This window comes from Streptomyces sp. NPDC029526, from assembly GCF_040637405.1.
Taxonomy (GTDB): domain Bacteria; phylum Actinomycetota; class Actinomycetes; order Streptomycetales; family Streptomycetaceae; genus Streptomyces.
In genome coordinates this window covers 69,507-91,889 of sequence record NZ_JBEZWE010000018.1, presented here as the reverse complement: position 1 = coordinate 91,889, position 22,383 = coordinate 69,507, and the positions used below count along the sequence as shown (strand labels likewise).

Below are 22,383 nucleotides of genomic sequence, written 5' to 3'. Positions count from 1 at the left end.
TCCGGGGGGGTGCAACACGACGGGCCCGACACGCGCTGCGGGCCGGGGGTGTCCAGCGTACGACGCCGGGCCCGCTCGTGCGGCGGACTGTGGACCGGGCTGTGGACGGCACGGGTACCCGTGAGGACGTCCGCGATGCCGTGTGACCTGGACCGTCGGCCACGGGCCGGGCGCCGGGACCGGTCCCGGTACCCCGCGGGGGCGGTCACCGCGGGGCGGCCCGGCTCCCGCCGGGGCGGAGACACCAGGACGGGGCTCCCGACGTCCCCGGGGACATCGGGAGCCCCTACGGCGAGGATCGCGAGCCGCGCGCATCGCGGGGCGCGAGCCGCTCGGGCCGGTCGGCCGGGGCGGGGGCCAGGGGCCGGGGCGGGGGCCAGGGGCCGGGCGCGCCCGGCCGCTCCGCCCCGCCGCAACGCGTCCGGCGCCGGGGTCCCGTAGGACTCCCGGCGCCGGGTGTTCCCCCGCAACCCCCGTGTGCGGTGGCCGTGCGGTGGTGGCACGGTGCTCGTGTCGTGCACTGCCGTGCCGTGCCGTGCTGTGCGGGTCGAGGGCGTCGGCCGGTACCGGTACCGGCCGACGCCCTCGGCCCTGCCTAGTCGGTGGCGATGGCGTTCAGGACGTTCATCCGGCCCGCCCGGAAGGCCGGGACCAGGGCGGCGAACAGGCCCACGAAGGCCGATCCGACGAAGACCCCGATGATCGTCGGCCACGGGACGTCCAGGACCTTCAGCCCTTCCAGAGCGAGGAGCTGCTGGGCGGTCGCGCCCCAGCCCAGGCCCAGTCCCAGGCCCAGCAGGGCGCCGAAGAGGGCGATGACGACCGACTCCATCCGGATCATGCGGCGCAGCTGCCGGCGCGAGAGGCCGATGGCCCGCATCAGACCGATCTCCCGGGTCCGCTCCACGACCGACAGGGCCAGGGTGTTCACCACCCCGAGGACCGCGACGACGATCGCCAGGGCCAGCAGGCCGTAGATCATGTTGAGCAGCTGGCCGATCTGGTCCTTCAGCGCCTCCTTGTAGTCGGTCTGGTCGCGCACGTCGTACTTCGGGAACGGGTCCAGGGACTTCTTCAGCGCGGCGTACGCGGCGTCCTTCTGGCCGTCCTCGGCCGCGGCGAACATCATCTGGTTCAGCGGCATCCGGTCGGCCGGGACGTACCGGGACATCGTCTCGATCGACGTGTACATCGCGCCGGCGTCGATGACGCTCTCGCTGCTGGTGATGGCGCGGACCGTCAGGTCACCGGCCGTGCCGTCCCGGAAGGCGACCTTCACCTTCGAGCCGATGGTGATGCCATGGTCCTTCGCGAAGTCCTCGGGGACGGACATCGCGCCGGGCAGGTAGGCGTCCGACAGCTTGCCGGCGACGGTCTCGACCCGCAGGTCGGTCGCGTACGTCGGGTCGGCGGCCGTGATCGAGGAGTCCTTGGTGGTCTTCCCGTCGGGCGTGGTGAAGTCCGCGTCGGTCCACCGGTACTCGGTGACGTGGTCCAGGCCCGGGGTGGCCTTCACGGCCGCGGCGGCCTCCGGGGTGAGCAGCACCCCTTGGTCGTTGCCGATGATGAAGTCCGTGCCGACCGTCTTGTCGAGTTCCTCGGTGGCCGAGGCGACCATGGAGGAGCCGACCACGGACAGGCAGGCGACCAGGGCGAGGCCGATCATCAGGGCGGCGCCGGTCGCGCCGGTGCGGCGCGGGTTGCGCAGCGCGTTGCGCTCCGCCATGCGGCCGACGGGGCCGAAGACCCGCAGCAGGACCGCGCCGAGCACCCGGACCACACCCCCGGCGAGGAGCGGGCCGACGGCGATGAAGCCGACCAGCGTCAGCACCACGCCGAGTCCCAGCCACAGCGAGCCCTCGGTGGCCTTGTCGGCGGAGCCCGCCAGGTAGAGGAAGAGCGCGCCGCCGCCGGTCAGGACCGTGCCGGTGATGCCGCGCACCCAGCCGGCCCGGGCGTCGGCGGGGGCGCCCGCGTCGCGCAGGGCGGCCATCGGGGAGATCCGGCCGGCCCGGCGGGCGGGCAGGTAGGCGGCGAGGACGGTGACGACGATGCCGAGGAACAGGCCGATCGCGGGGGTGGTCCAGGCGACGGTGAGGTCCCTGGTGGACAACTCCATGCCGATGGAGCCCATGAGCTTCATCAGTCCGACCGCCAGGCCGATGCCCGCGGCCACGCCCAGCACCGAGCCGACCAGGCCGAGGAGGAGTGCCTCCGCGAGGACCGAGCGGTTGACCTGCTTGCGGGAGGATCCGATGGCCCGCATCAGGCCGATCTCCCGGGTGCGCTGGGCGACCAGCATGGAGAAGGTGTTGATGATCAGGAAGATGCCGACGAGGAAGGCGATGCCGGCGAAGCCGAGCATGGCGTACTTCATGACGCTCATGAAGCCCTCGACGTCCTTCTGGTTCTCCTCGGCGGTCTCGGCGGCGGTCTGCACCTTGTAGCCGGTGCCGAGCTCGGCCCGCACGTTCTTCTTCAGCTGCTCGTGACTGACGCCGTCGGCGGCGGTGACCTGGACGTTGGTGTAGACGCCGCCCTTGCCGACCAGGGCCTGCTGGGCGGTCTTCGTGTCGAGGAAGAAGATCGCGGCACCGGGGTTGGTGACGGTGAAGTCGGTGATGCCGGAGATCTTGGCGCGGTGGGTGCCGACGGCGCTCATCACGCCGAGCTCGTCACCCAGCTCCAGGCCGTGCTTGTCGGCGGTGTCGGAGTCCACCATGATCTGGTCCGGCCCCTTGGGCGCCTTGCCGGAGGTGATCTCCATGGTGCGGGCGTCGTTGGAGTTCCAGGAGCCGACGATGGTGGGTCCGCCGCTGGTCGGGGACAGGTCGTCGCGGTCGGCGTCGACGACGGTCACCGCGGTGGAGAACACGGTGCCCTCCGCCACCCGCACGCCGTCCGCCTTGCGCACCTCGTCCAGGACGGAGGCCGGGATCACCGGCGGCTTGCCGTTGCGGGAGGTGGTCTCGCCGGTGTTCGAGGCGTCCTTCCCGCTCACCGTGACGTCCGCCGAGGTGGCCGCGAACAGCTTGTCGAAGGTGGTGGACATGGTGTCCGTGAACACCAGGGTGCCGCAGACGAACGCCACCGACAGCAGCACCGCCACCGCCGACAGGGCCATCCGCCCCTTGTGCGCGAAGAAGTTGCGCATCGAGGTCTTCAGGACGGTCATGACGTGCGCCCCCGGGCGTCGAAGTCCTTCATGCGGTCCAGGACCTGCTCGGCGGTCGGCTGGTGCATCTCGTCGACGATGCGGCCGTCCGCCAGGTACAGCACGCGGTCCGCGTAGGAGGCGGCGACCGGGTCGTGGGTGACCATGACGATGGTCTGGCCCAGCTCGTCCACCGAGCGGCGCAGGAAGCCGAGGACCTCCGCGCCCGCCCGGGAGTCGAGGTTCCCGGTCGGCTCGTCACCGAAGATGATCTCCGGCCGGGCCGCCAGCGCCCGCGCCACGGCGACGCGCTGCTGCTGGCCGCCGGACAGCTGCGTCGGCCGGTGCTTCAGCCGCTCCGCGAGCCCGACGGTCTCCACCACCCGGTCCAGCCACGCCTGGTCGGGCTTGCGGCCGGCGATGTCCATGGGCAGCGTGATGTTCTCCAGCGCGTTCAGCGTGGGCAGCAGGTTGAACGCCTGGAAGATGAAACCGACGCGGTCGCGGCGCAGCCGCGTGAGCTTCTTGTCCTTCAGGCCGGTGATCTCGGTCTCGTCCAGGTAGATCTGACCGCTGGTGACGGTGTCGAGCCCGGCGAGGCAGTGCATCAGCGTGGACTTGCCGGACCCCGAGGGGCCCATGATCGCGGTGAACCGCCCGCGGTCGATGTCCACGTCGACGTGGTCGAGGGCGACGACCCGGGTCTCACCCGACCCGTACGCCTTCACGACCTGCCGCGCCCGCGCGGCAACGGCCGTACGCCCTCCAGTGCCCCCGTGCCTGGGAATGGTCACAGCCGATGTCACGGTAAGTCTCCTATGTCGGTCAGCAGATGTGTGCGGTGGTGCCGTCGGCCGCCGTCGTGCCCGGGACGGCCGTCGTGTCTCTCGTGGTGCGGTCTCTCGTGGTGCGACGTGCTTCAGTCTGTCGGCGGGGAGGGGTCGGGCGCCCTGGTGTCCAGCGCAGTCTTCTGCTGAGGAAAACCCCACCCCCGGCCCTGGGCCCAGCCGCCCCCCAGCGGCGTAAAGCCAGGTTAAGGACGCCCCCCGGCCCCGTACGTCCTCCGACGGAACGAACCCTCCCCGAGCCGATGTACGGAGGGACCCCTAAGGGCTCTCCCCCCACGGGCGGAGACGGTCTCGGGGTCGCCTCCGCCGTCGGGTCCGCCCAGACTGCACCCTCCCGCCGCGTCAGGGTCAATGCGAAGCTGTCCCGCGACAGGTAGATGCAAGGGGCACAGAAACCGGACGGGACGGCGACGGGACCGGGACGGGACCGGAAAGGACACCACCGGGACATGCGGGACGGCCACGCAGCACCAGGAGGAGACCCGGCGGTGGACGACACCGGCCCCGTGGCCGCCGGCACCGCGCGCACCGCCGCGACCGACCGGCGCGGGAGGGTCGTCGCCGCCCTGATGCTGGCCATGGCCCTGTCGGCCCTCGACTCGACGATCGTCTCCACCGCCGTCCCCCAGATCGTCGGCGACCTCGGTGGCTTCTCCTACTTCTCCTGGCTCTTCTCCGGTTACCTGCTCGCCGTGACCGTCACGCTCCCCGTCCACGGCAGGCTCTCCGACACCTTCGGCCGCAAACCCGTGCTCGTGGCGGGCGCGGCGGTGTTCCTCCTCGGCTCCCTGCTGTGCGCGCTGGCCTGGAACATGGCGGCCCTGGTCGCGTTCCGCATCGTGCAGGGCCTGGGCGGCGGCGCCCTCCAGGCCACCGTGCAGACCCTCGCCGCCGACCTCTACCCGCTGGAGCAGCGCCCCAGGATCCAGGCCCGGCTGTCCACCGTGTGGGCCGTGTCCTCGGTCGCCGGGCCCGGCCTGGGCGGCGCCCTCGCCACCTACGCCGACTGGCGCTGGATCTTCCTCATCAACCTGCCCATCGGCGCCCTCGCCCTGTGGCTGATCGTCCGTCACCTGCACGAGACGCGGCCGGCCGTGCCGTCCCGGCCGCGCGTCGACTGGCTGGGCGCGTGCACCGTGTTCGCCTGCGGCGGGGCCCTGCTCACCGCGCTCGTGCAGGGCGGGGTCGCCTGGGACTGGCTGTCCGCCCCCTCGCTCGCCCTGTTCGGCACGGGACTCGCGCTGGTGGCGGTCCTGGTCGTCGTGGAACGCCGGGCGGCCGAACCCGTCATCCCCGGCTGGGTGTGGCGGCGCCGCACCATCGCGGCCGTCAACCTCGCCCTCGGCGCCCTCGGCCTGCTGATGATCGCCCCGGCCGTGTTCCTGCCCACCTACGCCCAGACCGTCCTCGGACTGGCTCCCGTGGCCGCCGGGTTCGTGCTGTCGGTGTGGACCCTGACCTGGCCCGTGTCGGCCGCCCTCAGCCAGCACGTCTACCGCCGGATCGGCTTCCGCGACACCGCCCTGCTCGGCATCGGCGTGGCCGCCCTCACCCTCGCCGCGTTCCCGCTCCTGCCGTATCCGGGCCACGCCTGGCAGCCGATGCTGCTCATGACGGTGCTCGGCGCGGCCCTCGGCCTGTTCCAGCTCCCACTGGTGGTGGGCGTCCAGTCGTCGGTGCGGTGGGAGGAGCGCGGCACGGCCACGGCGTCGGTGCTGTTCTGCCGCCAGACCGGCCAGACCGTCGGCGCGGCCCTCTTCGGCGCCGTCGCCAACGGGGTCCTGGCCGCCCGGCTCGGCGGCTCGGGCGGCCTGGACGCGGTGACCGGCTCCCTCGGCGACGGCGCCGTCCCCGAGGCGACGCGGCGGGCCGTCGCGGACGCCGTCGAGGCGGTCTACCTGGGCGCGGCGGGTGCGGCGGCCCTGGCGTTCCTGGTGCTGCTGGTCCTGGCCCCGCGGACGTTCCCGGTGCTCCGGGACTGAGGCCGCGTAGGCTGCGCGCCATGGCCACCCTGACGCTGGAACGCCTCCGCGCGGAGCACGCGCCCGCCGTGCTGGCCTTCGAGCGCGCCCACCGCGCCCACTTCGCCCGCTCGGTGCCCGACCGGGGCGACGCGTACTTCACCCCGGCCGGTTTCGCCGCCCGGCACGCGGCCCTGCTGGCCGAACAGGACGCGGGAAGCTGCCACTTCCACGTCGTGCTCGACGGGAACGGCACGCTCGTGGCCCGCGTCAACCTCGTCGACGTGGCCGACGGGTCCGCCGAACTCGGGTACCGGGTGGGCGCGGACGCCACCGGCCGGGGCGTGGCGACGGCGGCGGTGGCCGAGGTCTGCCGCCTCGCCGCCCGGTCCTACGGCCTGACCACGCTGACCGCGGCCACCACGCTCGACAACCCGGCGTCCCAGCGCGTCCTGACCCGCAACGGCTTCACCCGCGCCGGGGACACCGTCCTCTCCGGCCGCCCCGGCGTGCGCTACATCCGCCGGGACCTGCCCGCCTGAAGCCCCGGCGTGCGCCCGGTCCGCCGGGACCCGACCGCCTGAGGCCCCTGCCCCCTACGGGTCCCCGCCCCGCCGCTCCGCCGCCCGTCCGACGCACGTTTCGCGCCTCCGCCGCCCGTCCGCCGCCCGTTTCGCGCCTCCGCCGCCCGGCTCCGCACCCCCGGTCCGGCCGCGTCCCACGGCATCCGCACCGTCCACCACCGGCCCCGCACCCACCGAAAAGTCCGAGTTGACGCGGGTAACACCCCTGGTCAGCACGGTCCGGACTCACCGACCGAACAGTTCGGCCAAAACGCAGCGCAGCCCCGTACGCGGGGGTAACGTGCGCGTGGCTCGATCCCACCCCCCACCTCCCTGCCGTCCCCGCACGGACCCGAGCCCGCAAGGAGTACGGGATGTCCTTCGATCCGTACACGTCCCCCTGGGACCCGCCCCCACCGCGGTCCCCGCAGTCTCCCCCCCACCAGGGCGTCCCCGCCCGCCCCGCTCACGACCCCTTCGCCCCGCCCCCGCCCTCCTCCCCCTCCTACGCCACCTACCCGTGGCAGCCGCCGCCCGCCCCGCCGCAGCCGCCGCGGCGCGCCCGGGAACGGACGGCCCTCGGCCACCACAGCGACCTGCGGATCCTGCGCACCGCCTACCGGTGGCAGCGGCGGGTGGCGACCCTCACCGCGCTCGGCTACTTCGTCCTCTTCCTCGTGCTGTCCGCGTTCGCCCCCTCGTTCATGGCGTCCACGGTCACCGACGGCCTCCCGGCCGGACTGCTGCTCGCCCTCATCCAGGTCCCGGTCACCTGGCTGGCCATCGTCCTGTACGAGCGCACCGCCCGGCGGCGCGTCGACCCCCTCGCCGACCTCATCCGCAAGCACGCCGAACTCGACGCCCGCCGGGGGAGACGCGATGAACACCGAATTCAGCGGAAACGCCCAGGCCATGTCCCTCGTCGGCTTCTCCGCCGTCGCCACCGTCACCCTGCTGCTGTGCGTGATGACCGGCCCCGACCGCGACGACCTCGACGAGTTCTACACCGGCTACGGCTCCCTCTCCCCGCTGCGCAACGGGCTGGCCATCGCCGGCGACTACATCTCCGCCGCGACCGTGCTGGGCACCAGCGGCATCATCGCCCTCTTCGGCTACGACGGCACGGTCCTCGCCCTGAGCACCGCCCTGTCCCTGATGCTGCTGATGTTCCTGCTGGCCGAACCCCTGCGCAACGCGGGCCGGTTCACCATGGGCGACGCACTCACCCGGCGCATGCCCGGACGCGGCATACGCATCACCGCCTGCGCGGTCACCCTCGCCGCGCTGCTGCCCCTGATGGTGGTTCAGCTCGCCGGCACCGGACAGCTCCTGGCGTTCATCCTCGGCTTCTCCGGCGAGTCGCTGCAGACCGGCTGCATCATCGGCGTGGGCGCCCTGATGATCAGCTACGCGGCCATCGGCGGCATGAAGGGCACCGCCCTCATCCAGTTCCTGAAGATGGTGATCCTGCTCGGCTCCGGCCTCGTCGTCGCCGCGCTGATTCTGCACCGCTTCGACTGGAGCCCCGGAGCCCTGTTCGGCGCCGCCGCCGACCGCAGCGGCGTGGGGGACGCCTTCCTCTCCTCCGGCCTGCAGTTCACCGGCAGCGCCCACCCCCGCCTGGACATGATCAGCTCACACCTGACGGTCGTCCTCGGCGGCGCCTGCCTCCCCCACGTCACCATGCGCATGTACACCGCCTCCAGCGCCCGGCAGGTACGCCGCTCCATGACCTGGGCGGTCTCCACCGTCGCCCTGTTCGTCCTCGTCCTCACCGTGGTCGGCTTCGGCGCCACCGCCATGATCGGACGGGAGACGATCGCCGGCGTCGACCCGCAGGGCAACACCGCCTACCTGCTCGGCTCGCAGGCCGCGTTCGGCGCGGAGGTGTCCACCGCCGAAACCTTTCTCTTCACCACCATCACCACCGCCATCTTCCTCACCCTGCTCGCCTCCGTCGCCGGCATGATCCTCGCCTGCGCCAACTCCCTCGCCCACGACGTCTTCGCCTCCCGCGTACAGGAGATGTCCCCCCGCCGCGAGATGACCCTGGCCCGCCTCTCCGCCCTCGCCGTCGGCGCCCCGGCCATCCTCATCGCCACGCAGGTGCAGCACCGCAGCCTCCACCCCCTGATCACCCTGGCGTTCTGCCTCGGCGCCTCCGCCATCGCCCCCGCCCTCGTCTACAGCCTCTTCTGGCGCCGCTACACCCGCACCGGCCTGCTCGCCACCCTCATCGGCGGCACCCTCGCCGTCCTGCTGCTCATGCCGGGCACCAACCTCGTCTCCGGATCACCCGTGGCCGCCTTCCCCGAGGCCGACTTCGCCTGGCTGCCGCTCACCACCCCCGGCATCCTCACCGTCCCCATCGGCTTCGCCTGCGGCTGGCTCGGCACGCTCGTCTCCGGCCGCGCCCGCTCCGAGGAACACCGCCGCCGGTACGAGGAGGTCGAGGGCTGGATCCTCGCCGGCGCCGCCCGCCGCAAGGACTGACCCCCGCCGGCGGAAACGGGGCCGGGCCCGGTCGGAACACTCCGACCGGGCCCGGCCCGTCGCACCTCAGGGACGGCGCCTCACAGCAGCCCGTCCCACATCTGCTCCAGCAGCACCGACCACCAGCTCTCCGGCGACCCCAGCGCCGCCGGGTCCAGCGCGGCCAACTGCGCCTGGAAATCGACGGTCCAGCGGCCCGCCTGCTCCTGGTTCAGCCCGAACCGCAGCCGCCACATCCGCCCCAGCAGCGCGAGGCAGCGCGCGAACTCCAGCAGCCCCGTGTTCACGAACTGCGGCGGCACGGACGTCCCGCCCGGACCCGCCTCCACCGGCACCGCGACGATGTTCGCCGTGCCGTACTGGACACAGAGCGCCTTGCCGAAGTCGCTGCCCATCACCAGGTACGACCCCGCGTCCGGCGCCGGCTGCACCCCCCGCTCCGCCGCCAGCTCCGCCAGCGTCGGCACCGGACGGCCCGGCTGCGCCTGCGCCCAGAAGAACGGCCCCATGTCCAGCGGCAGACCGGCCACCACCAGGGTGTGCGCCACCACCGGCGGCACCCCCTGCCGGGACACCGCCGCCTGCTCGAACCGGAACACCCCCGGGCCGAACGCCGCCGCCAGCTCCTGCGCGACCGCCTCCGGCGGCACCGGAGGCACCGGCGGCACCGGAGGAATCGGCGCCCGCACCGGGGCCGGGCGCGCCGGGCCGTCCGCCACCTGGTGCAACTCACCCTGGTGCGCCAGCAGTTGCTGCATGCCCTGCTGCCGGCTCGCATGATCCGTGCCGTACGGGGCGATGCTGGTGATCCGCGCCTGCGGCCACTGCTCCCGGATCATCCGCGCGCAGTACGCGCCCGGCAGCTCGCACGACTCCAGCTCCGTGTGCAGCTCCAGCACCTGGTCCGGGGGCACGTTCATGCCCCGCAGCTCGTGGAAGATCTGCCACTCCGGGTGCGGCGTGCCCGGCGCCGAACGCCGGATCAGCTGCTGCTCGGAACCGTCCTGCGCCCGGTAGCGCAGCACCGCCTGGTAGCCCGGGCCGACGGTCGGCAGCCCCGTCGGCTGCGGCGGGTAGCCGTAGGCCGGCGGCTGCCCGGGCACCGGACCGCCCGGCGGCATCCCGTGGACGCCACCCGGCGCACCGGGCACGCCCTGCGGCGGAGTGCCGGGCACCCCCGGCGCGGGCGGCGGCGGGGGCGGCACGGGCGCACCGGGCCCGGCGACCGGCGGACCGGCCAGCACGGTCTCGGCATGGTGCACGGGCCCGGTACCGCCCGGCGCACCGGGGGCCGCGGGCGCACCGGGAGCTCCGGGAGCCCCGGGCGCGCCCGGGGGCTGCGGGCCGCCGCCCGGCTGCTGCGGCCCCGGGCCGGCCAGCATCGTCGCCGCGTGGTGCACCCCGCCCGGCGGCGTACCGGGCGCGTTCGGCGGGCCCGGGGGCGGCGGGGCCGGCGGACCGGACGGCCCACGGCCCCCGGCCGAGCCCTGTGACGCGTCCGGGACCCCGCCCTGCGAGGCGTCCGGGGCCCCGGCCCCGTCGAGCCGCAACGCCGAGCCCAGCTGCGTCGGCACGTACGCGCCGGAATCCCCGGCACCACCCGGCCCACCGGACGAGCCGGACGACGCGCCCGGCGCACCCGGGGGCGGCGGAGGCGGCGGAGGGGTGCCGCCGGGCCGCGCGCCCGGGGTGCCCGGGGCGCCCGGCGGGGGCGGAGTCGTCGGCCCCGTGCCCCGGCGCGGCGGCGGGGTGGCCTTGCTGGTCGCGGCGTCGGCGATGTCCCCGGCGTTCGGCGGCAGCGGCCGCTGCGGGGCCGCCGCCCCGCCCTGCGAGGTGTCGTAGGGGGAACCCGCCCGGGTGGGCGGCGGCGGGGGCGTCACGCCCCGTCGCGCGTCCGCGCCCGCCGGCCCCTGGGCCCCGGCGTCCGGCACCGCCGGCGCGAGCGCCGTGGGCGGCAACTGGCTGCCGCCGGACATCAGGGCCGTCTGGGCGTCCGCCGTCGCCGACGGGCCCGGCGGCGCGTCCTCGCCGGACTCGCTCAGCGACGGCGCGAACACGGTGTCGGGCAGCGGGACCGACCGGTCCTCACCGGCGTCCGCGGTGGTGTCGGTACCGGCCCACGGCGTCGCCCCGGCGTCCCCGCCCGGCACCGCGTCCCGCGGCTCCCCGCCACCCCCGGCCGCCGGCCAGGCGGTCCCGCCGCCGGACGAGGCACCCGGGACGGGGGCGGGGGCGGGGGCCGCGGTCCCGGAGGACGACGGAGCGGGAGAAGGAGAAGAGGACGAAGGAGCGGGAGAAGAAGAGGAGGAGCCGGGCGCGGCGTCGGCGACGGGCACCTCCGTCGCCCGGGTCGGCGCGGGCACCCCGGGCACCTCGGTGCCCCGCCCGGACGTCCCCTGCGTCCCCTGCGGACCCCGCGACCCCGTGTCGCCGCCGCCGGTCCCGCCGGCCGCACCGCCCCCGGTGTCACCGGACCCGGCGGCAGCAGCCGCCCCGGAGGACGCGTCCCCGCGACGGCCCGGAATGCCCATCCGGTCCGCCGCCTCCTGCAACCACTCCGGCGGACTCAGCAGGAACGACGTCTGGTTCAGATCCACCCGGGCGGCCGGCGCGGGCGCCGGCTCCGGCTGCTCCTCCGCACGGCCGTACTCCTCCTCGAACCGGCGGATCACCTCGCCCACCGGCAGCGCCGGCCACAACGTGGCCTCACCGCTGTCCCGGGCGATCACCAGCCGGTGCGCACCCCCGTCCGAACGCGGACCGTCCGCACGGTCCTCCGCCCACACCACGAACCCCAGGTCGAACTCCCGCACCCGCACCTCACGGTGCTGGTACGCCGGCACATCGCCGTTGACCCACTCCTCCGCGCGCTCCTGCGCCTGCGCGAACGTCACCATCGCTACAGCTCACTCCCCGCGGAAGAAACCGGGACGACCTCCGCGAAGCCGCCGTCCACCATCAGGTTCGCCACCGTCTCCAGCTCCGGCGGCGACCCCGCCAGCCGCGACAGGAACACGTCGAAGTCGTCCCCGCACGGCAGCAGCAGCCGCTCCACCCGCTCGGCCGGAGGCAACGCCGGGTCCACGTCCCGCACGTCGTCGTACGCGCAGAACCACACCGACCCCACACGGTCACCGCGCACCTTCACCGCCAGCAGACCGCCCTGCACGAAACCGACGCACAGATAGTCCTTCGTCAGGTGATCACGCAGACACTTGTTGACGTACACGAGGTCGTTGACCGCCGCCTCGTCCCGCACCGTGAAGAACGGCTGGTCCACCAGCAGCCCCAGCTCGGCGTCCAGCGCCGTACCCACCGGGGCGCAGCCGCCCGCCGCCTTCAGGAACGACCGGTACGCACCCGGCAGCCGGTACCCCAGGTCCTCCTCGACCCCCAGCACCTGCGCCTCCGTCACCGCCACACCCGACTTCGGCAGCCCGAAGTGCGCCGGCCGCGTCTCCTGCAACGGACGCGTGCCCCGCTTCGCCTGGTCCACGGGCGACGTCGCCACCCCACCGTGATGCCGCAGCAGCGCCTTCACCTCGACCGGCACCAGCTCCAGCCGGCGCGAGTCCACCACGTGGTGCCACGTCCAGCCGTGCGGCGTCGCCACCGCCGGCACCGTGTCCCACAGCGGGTGGCCGCTCGCCGCCAGGGCGGCGTTCGCCGACACGTAGTCCGTCAGCCGCAGCTCGTCGACACCGAAGCCCTCCGGCGGCTCCGCGATCCGCGCCGCAGCCCGCGCGTAGGGCGAGAAGTCGGGGTAACCGCGCTCGTCCACCCGCACCCCTCTCGGGTGGCGGGCCGCCCGCACCGGATCCGGGAAGTGCACGACCTGCCCGGCGTAGGCCGCGTTCGGCGGCGCGGCGTGTCCCCCGGCCTGGCGGCCGGGAGGTGCCCCCAGCCCGAGCCGACCTGTCGTCATGGCGGTTGCCCCCTGCGGCACTCTGTACGACCCGCACGACCACGAGTGGACCACTACGGAACGTATTCGACTCTCACGTCTGTTTCGACTGCTTACCGTCCCGCACCCCGCCGGCACCCCCCACACAGACGTGCGGCGCACCGCGGGAATCGCGGTGCCGACAGCCTAAGCGGTACGACGACACCGGTCACCGGCACCGGCCCCCGACCCCTCCGCTTCCGTGACCAACCGTCACCCTCCGGTGACAGCCCGCCCAAACCCGGGCGTGTCGTTCCGCCCCAGCTTCCGCATCCGCCACGCTGTTTGGCACTCTGTGACCACCGGGGGATGCTCGGGAGGGGAAGACGAACGTGAACATGGCGCAAACGGGACTGCACACCGGGCACACCGGCGACCCCCGAACCGGCGACCCCCGCCTCGACTGGAGCGCCGCCGACGCCACCCCCGCCCCCCTCCTCCACCACCGCCGCGACGGCATCCTGCCCACCGTCGCCGCCGCCCTCTCCGTCCGCGGCGCCACCCTCACCGGCACCCCCGCCCGCGCCGACACACCCCCCGCACTGCACCCCCTGGTCCAGGACTTCCTCGACGCCCTCACCAGCGCCCAACGCGACCGCTTCACCGGCCGGTGCGCGGAAACCCTCCTCATCTCCCGCCACCTCACCACCGCCGACGCCGCCCGCAGCAAGCGCGCCGCACGCAAGCCCATGACCAACGGCGAGGCCCGCAAAGCCCTCAAACACGCCAAACTCACCACCCGCCGCATCCGCGAGGACGGCGACCCCCTCCACGGCTCCTTCGCCACCCCCTGCCGCGCCTGCACCGCCCTCAGCGCCCACTTCGGCGTCCGCATAGTCGACCCCGGCACCACCCGCGACTGACCCGCCGCCGGCCCCGACCGCACGGTCGGCCGCACGGCCGCCCCGCACCACAGCCTCCGCGCGTGACACCCGCACCACCGGGCCCACCGAACCGGCCCCTGTCCCCGTCCCCGACGAACGAACGGCAGATGCACACCGACAGCGCCCCCGCCCCCCGCCCCTCGACCCCGATCGAGCAGGGGGCACCCGCAGCCCGCTTCCCCGAACCCGTCGACGCCGCCCTGCGCACCGCGGGCTGGCAGCCGGGACGCTGGGACATCAAGCAAGCCGAGATCTGGGCCGACTCCCTGCGCGACCACACCTCACCCGCCGGGCACCGCCACCACGTCTTCCCCGCGGCCGTCGAAGCCTGGGCCGAATTCGGCGGACTCTCCCTCCACCCCACCGCACCCGGCCGGCAGGTCGCCCCCGCCGCCCTCCACCTCGACCCGCTCCACGGCCTCCACCTCGCCCGCACCCTCGGCGACCTCGGCCGCGCCCTCGACACCCGCCTCAGCCCCCTCGGCGCCGAGACCGACACCGACGCACTCCTCGCCATCGACGCCGAAGGCCGCGTCTACACCCTCGACCACACCGGCGACTGGTACCTCGGCCCCGGCATCGACCACGCCCTCACCGCACTCCTCACCGGCACCCACCCCACCCGCCTCACCACCGGCTGACCCGCCACCCCACCCGCCTCACCACGGGCCGACCCGCCACCCGGCACCCCCACCGCCGGCGGGCCGCAACACCGACGCCGCCGACACACCCGGGGCGGCACCCCCGCACCGCCGAGCCGGGGACGACCGAAACCGCGGCCCGCAGCCCCGGGCCCGCCCTGGGCCGAAGGCCCCAGGCCACCCCAGGTTCGGAAGCCACCCCAGGTCCGGAGGCCCCCAGGCCGGGTCCGGAGGCGCCCCCCAGGTCCCGAGGCACCCCAGGTCCGGACGCCCCACCCCCAGGACCAGCCCACGCCCGAGCACCCGAGCGCCCGAACACCGCCTTCACACCCGAAGGCACCCACACACCCGACGCCACCCCACGCCCTACACCTCCGGAATCACCGCCGACACCCGGAAACCCCCCGCGTCCGTCGGCCCCGACACGAACACCCCGCCCAGCGCCGACACCCGCTCCCTCATCCCCACCAGACCGTTCCCCCCGGACGGCAACCGCGCCGACGACGACGCCTCCGGAGGCGGCTCGTTCTCCACCTGCATCGCGATCTCCGACACCCGGTGCGCCAGACGCACATACGTCTTCGCCCCCGCCGCATGCTTGTGCACGTTCGTCAACGCCTCCTGCACCACCCGATACGCCGTCGACTCCACCCGCGGCGCATACGACCGGCTCTCCCCCACCACCGACAGATCGACCACCATCCCCGCCGCGGCCGACTGCTCCACCAGCTCACCGATCTCCGACAACCGCGGCCCCTGCCCCTCGGTCGCCTCCTCCCCCGCCTGAGCCGCACGCGACGCCGCCGCGGCCGCCGCCTCCCCCACCGCCGCCAACGGCACCGACTCCCGCTCGGCCACCCGACCGGACCGCAGCACCCCCAGCATCTCCCGCAGCTCCGTCAACGCCTGCCGCCCCATGTCCCCCACCAGCGCGGCGTTCCGCACCGCCTTCTCCGGATCCTTCCGCGCCACCGCCTGCAACGCCGCCGCATGCACCACCATCAGCGACACCCGGTGCGCCACCACGTCGTGCATCTCCCGCGCGATCCGCGTCCGCTCCTCGCTCCTGGCCCACTCCGCGCGCTCCTCCGCACGCTCAGCCAGCAACTGCAGCTCCCGCTCCAGACTGTCCGCCCGCTCCCGCAGACTCTCCATCAACCGGCGCCGCGCACCCACATACAGACCGAGCAGCACCGGCGGCGCCGTCAAGCCCAACGCCGTCGTGATCGACGCGAACGGCAGGAACCAGCCGCCCACGCCCAGATCCTCGCGCGCCATGTCCTGCCGCACCATCACGAACGTCACGATCAGCGTCCCCACCAGCGACATCCCCGCCAGCAGCCCGATCACCCGCCGCGGCAGCTCCGACGCCGCCAGCGTGTACAGACCCACCACCACCAGCACGAACCCCATCTGGGCCGGGGTCACCGCGATCGCCACCAGCACCACGACGACCGGCCACTTCCGGCGCACCACCAGCACGGACCCCGCCAGCAGCCCGAACAGCACCCCCACGGCCACCGGGATCCCGGTCTCCCGCGCGAACGGCACCCCCTCCAGCCCGCACTCCAGCGCGGACACCACCGCCAGCCCCACATCCAACGCCGCACCGCGCCGCCGCGCCCACCACCAGGGCCCACCGCGGGCCGTCACCTGCTCTTCCCCCGTCGCGGTCATGCCTCCAGCCTACGGGCGGCCACCCCCGCATTTCCGGGGACTTTCCGCTCCTGGTCCACACCACACAGGGTGACCGTTCGGATGCGTTACGACCTGAATTCCCTCGAACTGCTGAATCGCTCACCGTTCGAACCCGGAAGGGATCATTCCGGCCGGACGGTGGGGAGGTGACACACGTACACGGCAAATACGCCGACTTCGAGGGCCTGCGCGACCAGGCGGTGGCGCTGCGCCGGGCGGGGCTCAGCCGGCGCCAGATCCGCGACCGCCTCCACGTCGACAACAACGACATCCTCAACCGCCTCCTCCAGGGCGAGCCCGCCCCGGAGTGGACCACACGACCGAACGCGAAGGACGACCTGCGCGCACGGGCCCGCGAGCTCCGCCTCCAGGGCTGGACGTACGACCGCATCCAGGTCGAGCTGGGCTGCTCGAAGAGTTCGATCTCCCTCTGGGTGCGGGACCTGCCGAAGCCGGAGCGCACACGCAGCCGGGAGGATGCCTCGGCGATCGCGAAGCGGGGCTGGGAAGCCACGCTGCGCCTCCGCGAGGAGGAGCGGCAGCGGACGAAGGCGTCCGCTGCGAGCGAGATCGGCGCGCTGAGCGACCGCGACCTGTTCCTCATGGGCGTGGCCCTGTACTGGGCCGAGGGTTCGAAGAGCAAGCCCTACAGCCGCCGGGAACGCGTCACCTTCGTGAACAGCGACCCAGACATGATCACGGTCTTCCTGGCGTGGCTGCGCCTGCTGGACGTGGATCCCACGACATTGAGGTTCGCCGTACAGATCCACGAGAGCGCGGACGTGGCGGCCGCCGAGAAGTACTGGGCCGATCACGTGGGCGTCGACGCGGCGGCCCTGATGAAGACGACACTCAAACGGCACAACCCCCGCACCAACCGGAAGAACACCACCGGCGACTACCGCGGTTGCCTCCGCGTCGACGTGCGGAGCGGAGCGGAGCTCTACCGTCGCATCGAGGGCTGGTGGTACGGCATAGTAGGGGCTGCCACCGCAGCCGGTTCAAAGAATCGGACATAGCGGCCATCCCGGGTCGTCTAAGGGCAAGACGTCAGATTTTGGTTCTGATCATGGGGGTTCGAGTCCTCCCCCGGGAGCTCGGAGGTTCGAGTCCTCCCCCAGGAGCACGAACTCCAGCGGGTCCTCACCGGCAGCAGTCCGGTCGGGGGCCCGCACTCATTCCCCCCACGAACCCCCCGCTATCCTGCGGAGGTCCACCCCCACCCACCACAGCCGAAGGGCATCCCGTGAGCGCCATTCGCCCGGCAGCCGTCGTCGTTCTCGCAGCGGGTGAGGGCACCCGCATGAAGTCGGCCACTCCGAAGGTCCTGCACGACATCTGCGGCCGTTCCCTGGTGGGCCACGTCCTCGCCGCCGCCGGTGAGCTGGAGCCGGAGAACCTGGTCGTCGTCGTGGGGCACGCCCGGGAGCAGGTGACCGAGCACCTCGCCGGGATCGCTCCGGACGTGCGTACCGCCGTGCAGGCGGAGCAGAACGGCACCGGGCACGCGGTGCGGATGGGGCTGGAGGAGCTGGGCGGGGCCGTCGACGGGACGGTGATCGTGGTGTGCGGGGACACGCCGCTGCTGACCGGTGAGACGTTGCGCGGGCTGGCGGCGACGCACGCGGCGGACGGGAACGCGGTGACGGTGCTGACGGCCGAGGTGCCGGACGCGACCGGGTACGGCCGGATCATGCGGGACGAGGCGTCGGGCGCGGTGACGGCGATCGTGGAGCACAAGGACGCGACGGAGGCGCAGCGGTCGGTCCGGGAGATCAATTCGGGTGTGTTCGCGTTCGACGGGCGTCTGCTGGCGGAGGCGTTGGGTCAGGTGCGGACGGACAACAGTCAGGGTGAGGAGTACCTGACGGATGTCCTGGGGATTCTGCGGTCGGCGGGTCATCGGGTGGGGGCGTCGGTGGCGGGTGATCACCGGGAGATCGCGGGGATCAACAACCGGGTGCAGTTGGCGGAGGCGCGGCGGATCCTGAACGACCGGCTGTTGACGGCGGCGATGCTGTCGGGGGTGACGGTGGTGGATCCGGCGTCGACGTGGGTGGATGTGTCGGTGACGTTCGAGCAGGACGTGGTGGTGCATCCGGGGACGCAGTTGCACGGGTCGACGCATTTGGCGGAGGGCTGTGAGGTGGGTCCGAACTCGCGGTTGACGGATACGCGGGTGGGTGCGGGTGCCCGGGTGGACAACACGGTGTCGGTGGACGCGGAGGTGGGTGCGGAGGCGTCGGTGGGTCCGTTCGCGTATCTGCGGCCGGGGACGCGGTTGGGCCGTGGGGGCAAGATCGGCACGTATGTGGAGACGAAGAACGCGTCGATCGGTGAGGGGACGAAGGTTCCGCATCTGTCGTATGTGGGGGATGCGACGATCGGCCAGTTCTCGAACATCGGTGCGGCGAGTGTGTTCGTGAATTATGACGGTGAGCACAAGCACCACACGACGGTGGGGTCGCACTGCAAGACGGGTTCGGACAACATGTTTGTGGCGCCTGTCACGGTCGGGGACGGGGCGTACACGGCTGCGGGCTCGGTGATCACGAAGGATGTGCCGCCCGGTTCGCTGGCTGTGGCCCGTGGTCAGCAGCGGAATATCGAGGGTTGGGTGGCGCGCAAGCGTCCGGGGAGTGCTGCCGCGAAGGCGGCGGAGGCGGCTGCCCGGGAGGCGTCCGGGGAGGGCTGACCGGATGGGCGGGCTGGAAACAGGCGTACCGTGATAAGTGCACATCCGCACCCCACCTGCTGTGATGGCCTCGTTCGCGGGGGCCGGCGGCCGGTGGTGACCGAGCTGCGACACCTCTGAGGAGAAAGTGCTGTGACCGGGATCAAGACGACCGGCGAGAAGAAGTTGATGTTCTTCTCCGGCCGCGCCCACCCCGAGCTTGCCGAGGAGGTCGCCCAGGAGTTGGGTGTCGGGGTCGTCCCGACGAAGGCCTTCGATTTCGCGAATGGCGAGATCTATGTGCGGTATCAGGAGTCGGCGCGGGGTGCCGACTGTTTCCTGATCCAGAGCCACACGGCGCCGATCAACAAGTGGATCATGGAGCAGTTGATCATGATCGACGCGTTGAAGCGTGCGTCGGCCCGGTCGATCACGGTGATCGTGCCGTTCTACGGGTATGCGCGGCAGGACAAGAAGCACCGGGGGCGTGAGCCGATCTCGGCGCGTCTGATCGCCGATCTGATGAAGACGGCGGGGGCGACGCGGGTGCTGACGGTGGATCTGCACACGGATCAGATCCAGGGGTTCTTCGACGGTCCGGTGGATCACCTGTTCGCGTTGCCGCTGCTGGCGGACTACGTGGGCGCGAAGGTGGACCGGGAGAAGCTGACGGTGGTGTCGCCGGACGCGGGCCGGGTGCGGGTGGCGGACCGGTGGTGCGACCGGCTGGGTGCGCCGCTGGCGATCGTGCACAAGCGCCGGGACAAGGACGTGGCGAATCAGGTCACGGTGCACGAGGTGGTCGGCGAGGTGCGCGGCCGGGTGTGTGTGCTCGTGGACGACATGATCGACACGGGTGGCACGATCTGTGCGGCGGCGGACGCGTTGTTCGCGCACGGTGCGGAGGACGTCATCGTGACGGCGACGCACGGTGTGCTGTCGGGTCCGGCGGCGGACCGGCTGAAGAACTCGCGGGTGAGTGAGTTCGTGTTCACGGACACGCTGCCGACGCCGGTGGAGCTGGGCAAGGACCTGGACAAGCTGACGGTGCTGTCGATCGCGCCGACGATCGCGAGCGCGGTGCGTGAGGTGTTCCGGGACGGCTCGGTGACCAGCCTGTTCGACGAGCAGTAAGGGTTCTGCACCGGACCCCGTACGGGGTGCGCACCGGGGTCCGGCCGGGGTTCCGGCCGGACCCCGGTGATCGTTTTGGGTACGGCCTCCCCCTCCGAGTAGACTGCGGCAGTTGCTCGGCGAGGGAGGCCGTGCCGCTTCGTGAGGAGACGGCTCGGCGGTCCGTTATCGACGCGCTCTTCGTAGCAGGCCGTTCGTGGCCGGGTGACCACGTCCGTTTTCTGACTCCGAGGAGTGATGAGCATGGCAGACGTCGTTCTGCACGCCGAGACCCGCAACGAGTTCGGCAAGGGCGCCGCGCGCCGCATCCGCCGTCAGGACAAGGTTCCCGGTGTGGTGTACGAGCACGGTCTGGAGCCGCTGCACGTGTCCCTGCCCGGCCACGAGCTGCTGATGGCGCTGCGTACCCCGAACGTCCTGATCGAGCTGGTCGTGGACGGCAAGGGCAGCCAGCTGGCGATTCCGAAGGCCGTGCAGCGTGACCCGCTGAAGGGTTTCCTGGAGCACGTGGACCTGCTGATGGTGAAGCGCGGCGAGCGCGTCACCGTCGAGATCCCCGTGGTCGCCGAGGGCGAGCTGGCCCCGGGCGGCAACCTGCTGGAGCACGTGCTGTCGTCGGTCTCGGTGGAGATCGAGGCGACGAACATCCCGGACACCCTGCCGGTGTCGGTGCAGGGCCTGGACGCCGGTGCGGCGATCCTCGCCAAGGACCTGGACCTGCCCAAGGGCTCGGTGCTGGTCACCGAGGAGGACGCCACGGTCCTGCAGGTGCTCTCGCCGCAGGCCGAGGAGCTCCCGGGTGACGAGGACGAGGACGCCGAGGTCTGATCGTCCCGGTGTCCGTCTCACGTTCGGCCGCCGCTCCCGTGCGGGGCGGCGGCCGTCGTGTGCGGTGGGCGGGATCGTGGGGCCCATGGGACCCGTGGGCCCCGGAGTGAGGAGACTGGGACGTGACGACCGATGCGGCGGCCCCCTGGCTGGTGGTGGGGCTGGGCAACCCGGGCCCCGAGTACGCGATGAACCGGCACAACGTGGGGTTCATGGTGGCGGATCTGCTGGCCGGGCGGACGGGCGGCCGGTTCAAGCGGGCCGGCAAGGCGCAGGCGCAGGTGGTGGAGGGCCGGATCGGTCCGCCGGGGCCGGGGAGCCGGCGGGTGGTGCTGGTGAAGCCGATGTCGTACATGAACCTGTCGGGCGGTCCGGTGAACGCCCTGCGGGAGTTCTACAAGGTGCCGCCGGAGCGGGTGGTGGCGGTCCACGACGAGCTGGACATCGACTACGGGGTGCTGCGGCTGAAGCTGGGCGGCGGGGACAACGGCCACAACGGGCTGAAGTCGATGACGAAGGCGTTCGGGCGGGAGTACCACCGGGTGCGGTTCGGGATCGGCCGGCCGCCGGGGCGGATGCCGGTGGCGGACTACGTGCTGCGGGACTTCTCGTCGGCGGAACGCAAGGAGCTGGACTACTTCGTGGACCGTGCGGCGGACGCGGTGGAGTGTCTGGTGCTCGACGGTCTGGAGCGGGCGCAGAGTTCCTACAACTCGTGACGGGCCGCTCCGGCTCCGGACGGGCCGCCTCCGGCTCCTGACGGGTCGTCCCGGCCGCTGACGGATCGTTCGTGGTCCCCGATGGATCGTTCTCGCCCCTGATGGATCGTTCCTGGCTCCTGGCGGGTCGCTCCGGCTCACGTCGGGGTTCTCCCCCGCGACGAGGTGGGACTTCTCCCGTCTTGTCCCCCACCCGAGTTGACGCCCCGTACAACAATGGCCAAGGATCCGGCCATGCATTCTGCGGTCGGGCCCCGGCGGAGTACCTCCGTGCTGCGGCTGTGCCGGTTGGCGGCGATGGGCACGGTCACCGTGCTGATCCTGGTCGCGGGGGTGTGGGCGTCGTGGGGGACGGCGCAGCACGTGATGCTGACCAAGGGCCGTGAGCGCGGCACGGTGGAGGTGACGCGCTGCTCGTCCGGGGCGTGCGCGGGGCCGTACGCGCCGCTGTCGCCCGGGTCGCAGCCGCGGTCCGGGGTCGTGCTGGAGGATTCGGTGGCCGTGCGGGAGGGCGCCACGTACACGGTGGTGCTGAAGCCGGGCGGTGCCGAGGCGGTGCGCTCGGGGCCGGCGGGGGTGCTGTTCGCGTGGACGCCGCTGGCGGGTGCGCTGCTGCTGGCGTCGGTGGTGGTGGCGGGCGGTCTGGGCCGGGCGCGGACGGGGTGGGTGATGGCGCTGTCGGGCGCGGGGCTGCTGACGACGGCGTTCCTGCTGGTGTGACCGGGCTCCCCTGACGGCCCACGCGCCTCCCCTTCGTGCTGCGCCCCCGAGGTACGGCACCCCCTCGCGCGACGGTCGCCCCCTCGCCCGGCCGAGGCCCCCGGCCCCCCGGGGCACCCCCTC

16 protein-coding genes, 1 tRNA gene and 1 pseudogene are annotated in these 22,383 nt (G+C 73.1%); 13 read left to right on the top strand and 5 right to left on the bottom strand.

Annotated features, from left to right (window positions below):
- Nucleotides 1-595: 595 nt before the first annotated feature.
- Nucleotides 596-3,175, bottom strand: coding sequence for an FtsX-like permease family protein (locus tag AB0F01_RS27010; protein WP_362100879.1), 2,580 nt, complete (start codon nucleotides 3,173-3,175; stop codon nucleotides 596-598).
- A complete protein-coding gene (locus AB0F01_RS27005) occupies nucleotides 3,172-3,960 on the bottom strand; it encodes an ABC transporter ATP-binding protein (RefSeq protein ID WP_362100878.1) in 789 nt (262 codons plus the stop codon). The genes AB0F01_RS27010 and AB0F01_RS27005 overlap by 4 nt, the downstream gene beginning before the upstream one ends.
- Before the next feature lie 491 nt (nucleotides 3,961-4,451).
- Between AB0F01_RS27005 and AB0F01_RS27000 the strand changes: the two genes are divergently transcribed.
- The 4 genes and pseudogenes from AB0F01_RS27000 (at nucleotide 4,452) to AB0F01_RS26985 (ending at nucleotide 9,019) form a co-directional block, all read left to right on the top strand.
- A complete protein-coding gene (locus AB0F01_RS27000; protein WP_362100875.1) occupies nucleotides 4,452-5,984 on the top strand; it encodes an MDR family MFS transporter in 1,533 nt (510 codons plus the stop codon).
- 20 nt (nucleotides 5,985-6,004) lie between these two features.
- Nucleotides 6,005-6,505, top strand: coding sequence for a GNAT family N-acetyltransferase (locus AB0F01_RS26995; protein ID WP_362100872.1), 501 nt, complete (start codon nucleotides 6,005-6,007; stop codon nucleotides 6,503-6,505).
- 395 nt (nucleotides 6,506-6,900) lie between these two features.
- Nucleotides 6,901-7,398 (top strand): annotated as a pseudogene (locus tag AB0F01_RS26990) (DUF485 domain-containing protein); the annotation flags it as partial.
- 7 nt (nucleotides 7,399-7,405) lie between these two features.
- The gene (locus AB0F01_RS26985) at nucleotides 7,406-9,019 is read left to right on the top strand and encodes a cation acetate symporter (protein WP_362100870.1); all 1,614 of its coding nucleotides are present in this window, start codon (nucleotides 7,406-7,408) and stop codon (nucleotides 9,017-9,019) included.
- A gap of 80 nt (nucleotides 9,020-9,099) precedes the next feature.
- On the opposite strand, the gene AB0F01_RS26980 is transcribed toward AB0F01_RS26985, so the two are convergent.
- Together AB0F01_RS26980 and AB0F01_RS26975 are read right to left on the bottom strand one after the other, a co-directional pair.
- Complete coding sequence (locus AB0F01_RS26980) at nucleotides 9,100-11,916, bottom strand: SUKH-4 family immunity protein (RefSeq protein WP_362100868.1); 2,817 nt, start codon at nucleotides 11,914-11,916, stop codon at nucleotides 9,100-9,102.
- Nucleotides 11,917-11,918: 2 nt separating this feature from the next.
- On the bottom strand, nucleotides 11,919-12,944 hold the full coding sequence (locus AB0F01_RS26975; RefSeq protein ID WP_362100866.1) for an SMI1/KNR4 family protein: 1,026 nt from the start codon (nucleotides 12,942-12,944) through the stop codon (nucleotides 11,919-11,921).
- Nucleotides 12,945-13,300: 356 nt separating this feature from the next.
- On the opposite strand from AB0F01_RS26975, the gene AB0F01_RS26970 reads away from it, so the two are divergent.
- On the top strand, nucleotides 13,301-13,825 hold the full coding sequence (locus tag AB0F01_RS26970; RefSeq protein ID WP_362100863.1) for a YwqJ-related putative deaminase: 525 nt from the start codon (nucleotides 13,301-13,303) through the stop codon (nucleotides 13,823-13,825).
- Nucleotides 13,826-13,953: 128 nt separating this feature from the next.
- A complete protein-coding gene (locus tag AB0F01_RS26965; protein WP_362100860.1) occupies nucleotides 13,954-14,487 on the top strand; it encodes an SUKH-3 domain-containing protein in 534 nt (177 codons plus the stop codon).
- Between the two features lie 366 nt (nucleotides 14,488-14,853).
- On the opposite strand, the gene AB0F01_RS26960 is transcribed toward AB0F01_RS26965, so the two are convergent.
- Nucleotides 14,854-16,164 (bottom strand): histidine kinase, encoded by a 1,311-nt coding sequence (locus tag AB0F01_RS26960; protein ID WP_362100857.1) that lies wholly within the window; start codon nucleotides 16,162-16,164, stop codon nucleotides 14,854-14,856.
- 167 nt (nucleotides 16,165-16,331) lie between these two features.
- Here AB0F01_RS26960 and AB0F01_RS26955 point away from each other — a divergent pair, with 167 nt between their 5' ends.
- The 7 genes from AB0F01_RS26955 (at nucleotide 16,332) to AB0F01_RS26925 (ending at nucleotide 22,260) form a co-directional block, all read left to right on the top strand.
- Entirely contained in the window at nucleotides 16,332-17,204 is an 873-nt protein-coding gene (locus AB0F01_RS26955) for a hypothetical protein (protein ID WP_362100854.1), read from the top strand.
- A gap of 6 nt (nucleotides 17,205-17,210) precedes the next feature.
- Nucleotides 17,211-17,281: transfer RNA gene (locus AB0F01_RS26950), tRNA-Gln, on the top strand.
- A 150-nt stretch (nucleotides 17,282-17,431) separates the two neighbouring features.
- Nucleotides 17,432-18,880, top strand: coding sequence for a bifunctional UDP-N-acetylglucosamine diphosphorylase/glucosamine-1-phosphate N-acetyltransferase GlmU (glmU, locus tag AB0F01_RS26945; protein WP_362100851.1), 1,449 nt, complete (start codon nucleotides 17,432-17,434; stop codon nucleotides 18,878-18,880).
- A gap of 132 nt (nucleotides 18,881-19,012) precedes the next feature.
- Nucleotides 19,013-19,993 (top strand): ribose-phosphate diphosphokinase, encoded by a 981-nt coding sequence (locus AB0F01_RS26940; protein WP_362100849.1) that lies wholly within the window; start codon nucleotides 19,013-19,015, stop codon nucleotides 19,991-19,993.
- 243 nt (nucleotides 19,994-20,236) lie between these two features.
- Entirely contained in the window at nucleotides 20,237-20,821 is a 585-nt protein-coding gene (locus AB0F01_RS26935; protein ID WP_362100846.1) for a 50S ribosomal protein L25/general stress protein Ctc, read from the top strand.
- Nucleotides 20,822-20,943: 122 nt separating this feature from the next.
- A complete protein-coding gene (gene pth, locus AB0F01_RS26930) occupies nucleotides 20,944-21,540 on the top strand; it encodes an aminoacyl-tRNA hydrolase (RefSeq protein WP_362100843.1) in 597 nt (198 codons plus the stop codon).
- A gap of 234 nt (nucleotides 21,541-21,774) precedes the next feature.
- On the top strand, nucleotides 21,775-22,260 hold the full coding sequence (locus AB0F01_RS26925) for a hypothetical protein (RefSeq protein WP_362100840.1): 486 nt from the start codon (nucleotides 21,775-21,777) through the stop codon (nucleotides 22,258-22,260).
- The last annotated feature ends 123 nt before the right edge of the window (nucleotides 22,261-22,383 follow it).

Bases quoted from the DNA above. Each gene is read 5' to 3' on its own strand.
- AB0F01_RS26925 (WP_362100840.1), top strand. From the start codon at position 21,775: ATGCATTCTGCGGTCGGGCCCCGGCGGAGTACCTCCGTGCTGCGGCTG.
- AB0F01_RS27000 (WP_362100875.1), top strand. From the start codon at position 4,452: ATGCGGGACGGCCACGCAGCACCAGGAGGAGACCCGGCGGTGGACGAC.
- AB0F01_RS26960 (WP_362100857.1), bottom strand. From the start codon at position 16,164: ATGACCGCGACGGGGGAAGAGCAGGTGACGGCCCGCGGTGGGCCCTGG.
- AB0F01_RS27010 (WP_362100879.1), bottom strand. From the start codon at position 3,175: ATGACCGTCCTGAAGACCTCGATGCGCAACTTCTTCGCGCACAAGGGG.
- AB0F01_RS26980 (WP_362100868.1), bottom strand. From the start codon at position 11,916: ATGGTGACGTTCGCGCAGGCGCAGGAGCGCGCGGAGGAGTGGGTCAAC.
- AB0F01_RS26995 (WP_362100872.1), top strand. From the start codon at position 6,005: ATGGCCACCCTGACGCTGGAACGCCTCCGCGCGGAGCACGCGCCCGCC.
- AB0F01_RS26970 (WP_362100863.1), top strand. From the start codon at position 13,301: ATGGCGCAAACGGGACTGCACACCGGGCACACCGGCGACCCCCGAACC.
- AB0F01_RS26975 (WP_362100866.1), bottom strand. From the start codon at position 12,944: ATGACGACAGGTCGGCTCGGGCTGGGGGCACCTCCCGGCCGCCAGGCC.
- AB0F01_RS26935 (WP_362100846.1), top strand. From the start codon at position 20,237: ATGGCAGACGTCGTTCTGCACGCCGAGACCCGCAACGAGTTCGGCAAG.
- AB0F01_RS26985 (WP_362100870.1), top strand. From the start codon at position 7,406: ATGAACACCGAATTCAGCGGAAACGCCCAGGCCATGTCCCTCGTCGGC.
- AB0F01_RS26965 (WP_362100860.1), top strand. From the start codon at position 13,954: ATGCACACCGACAGCGCCCCCGCCCCCCGCCCCTCGACCCCGATCGAG.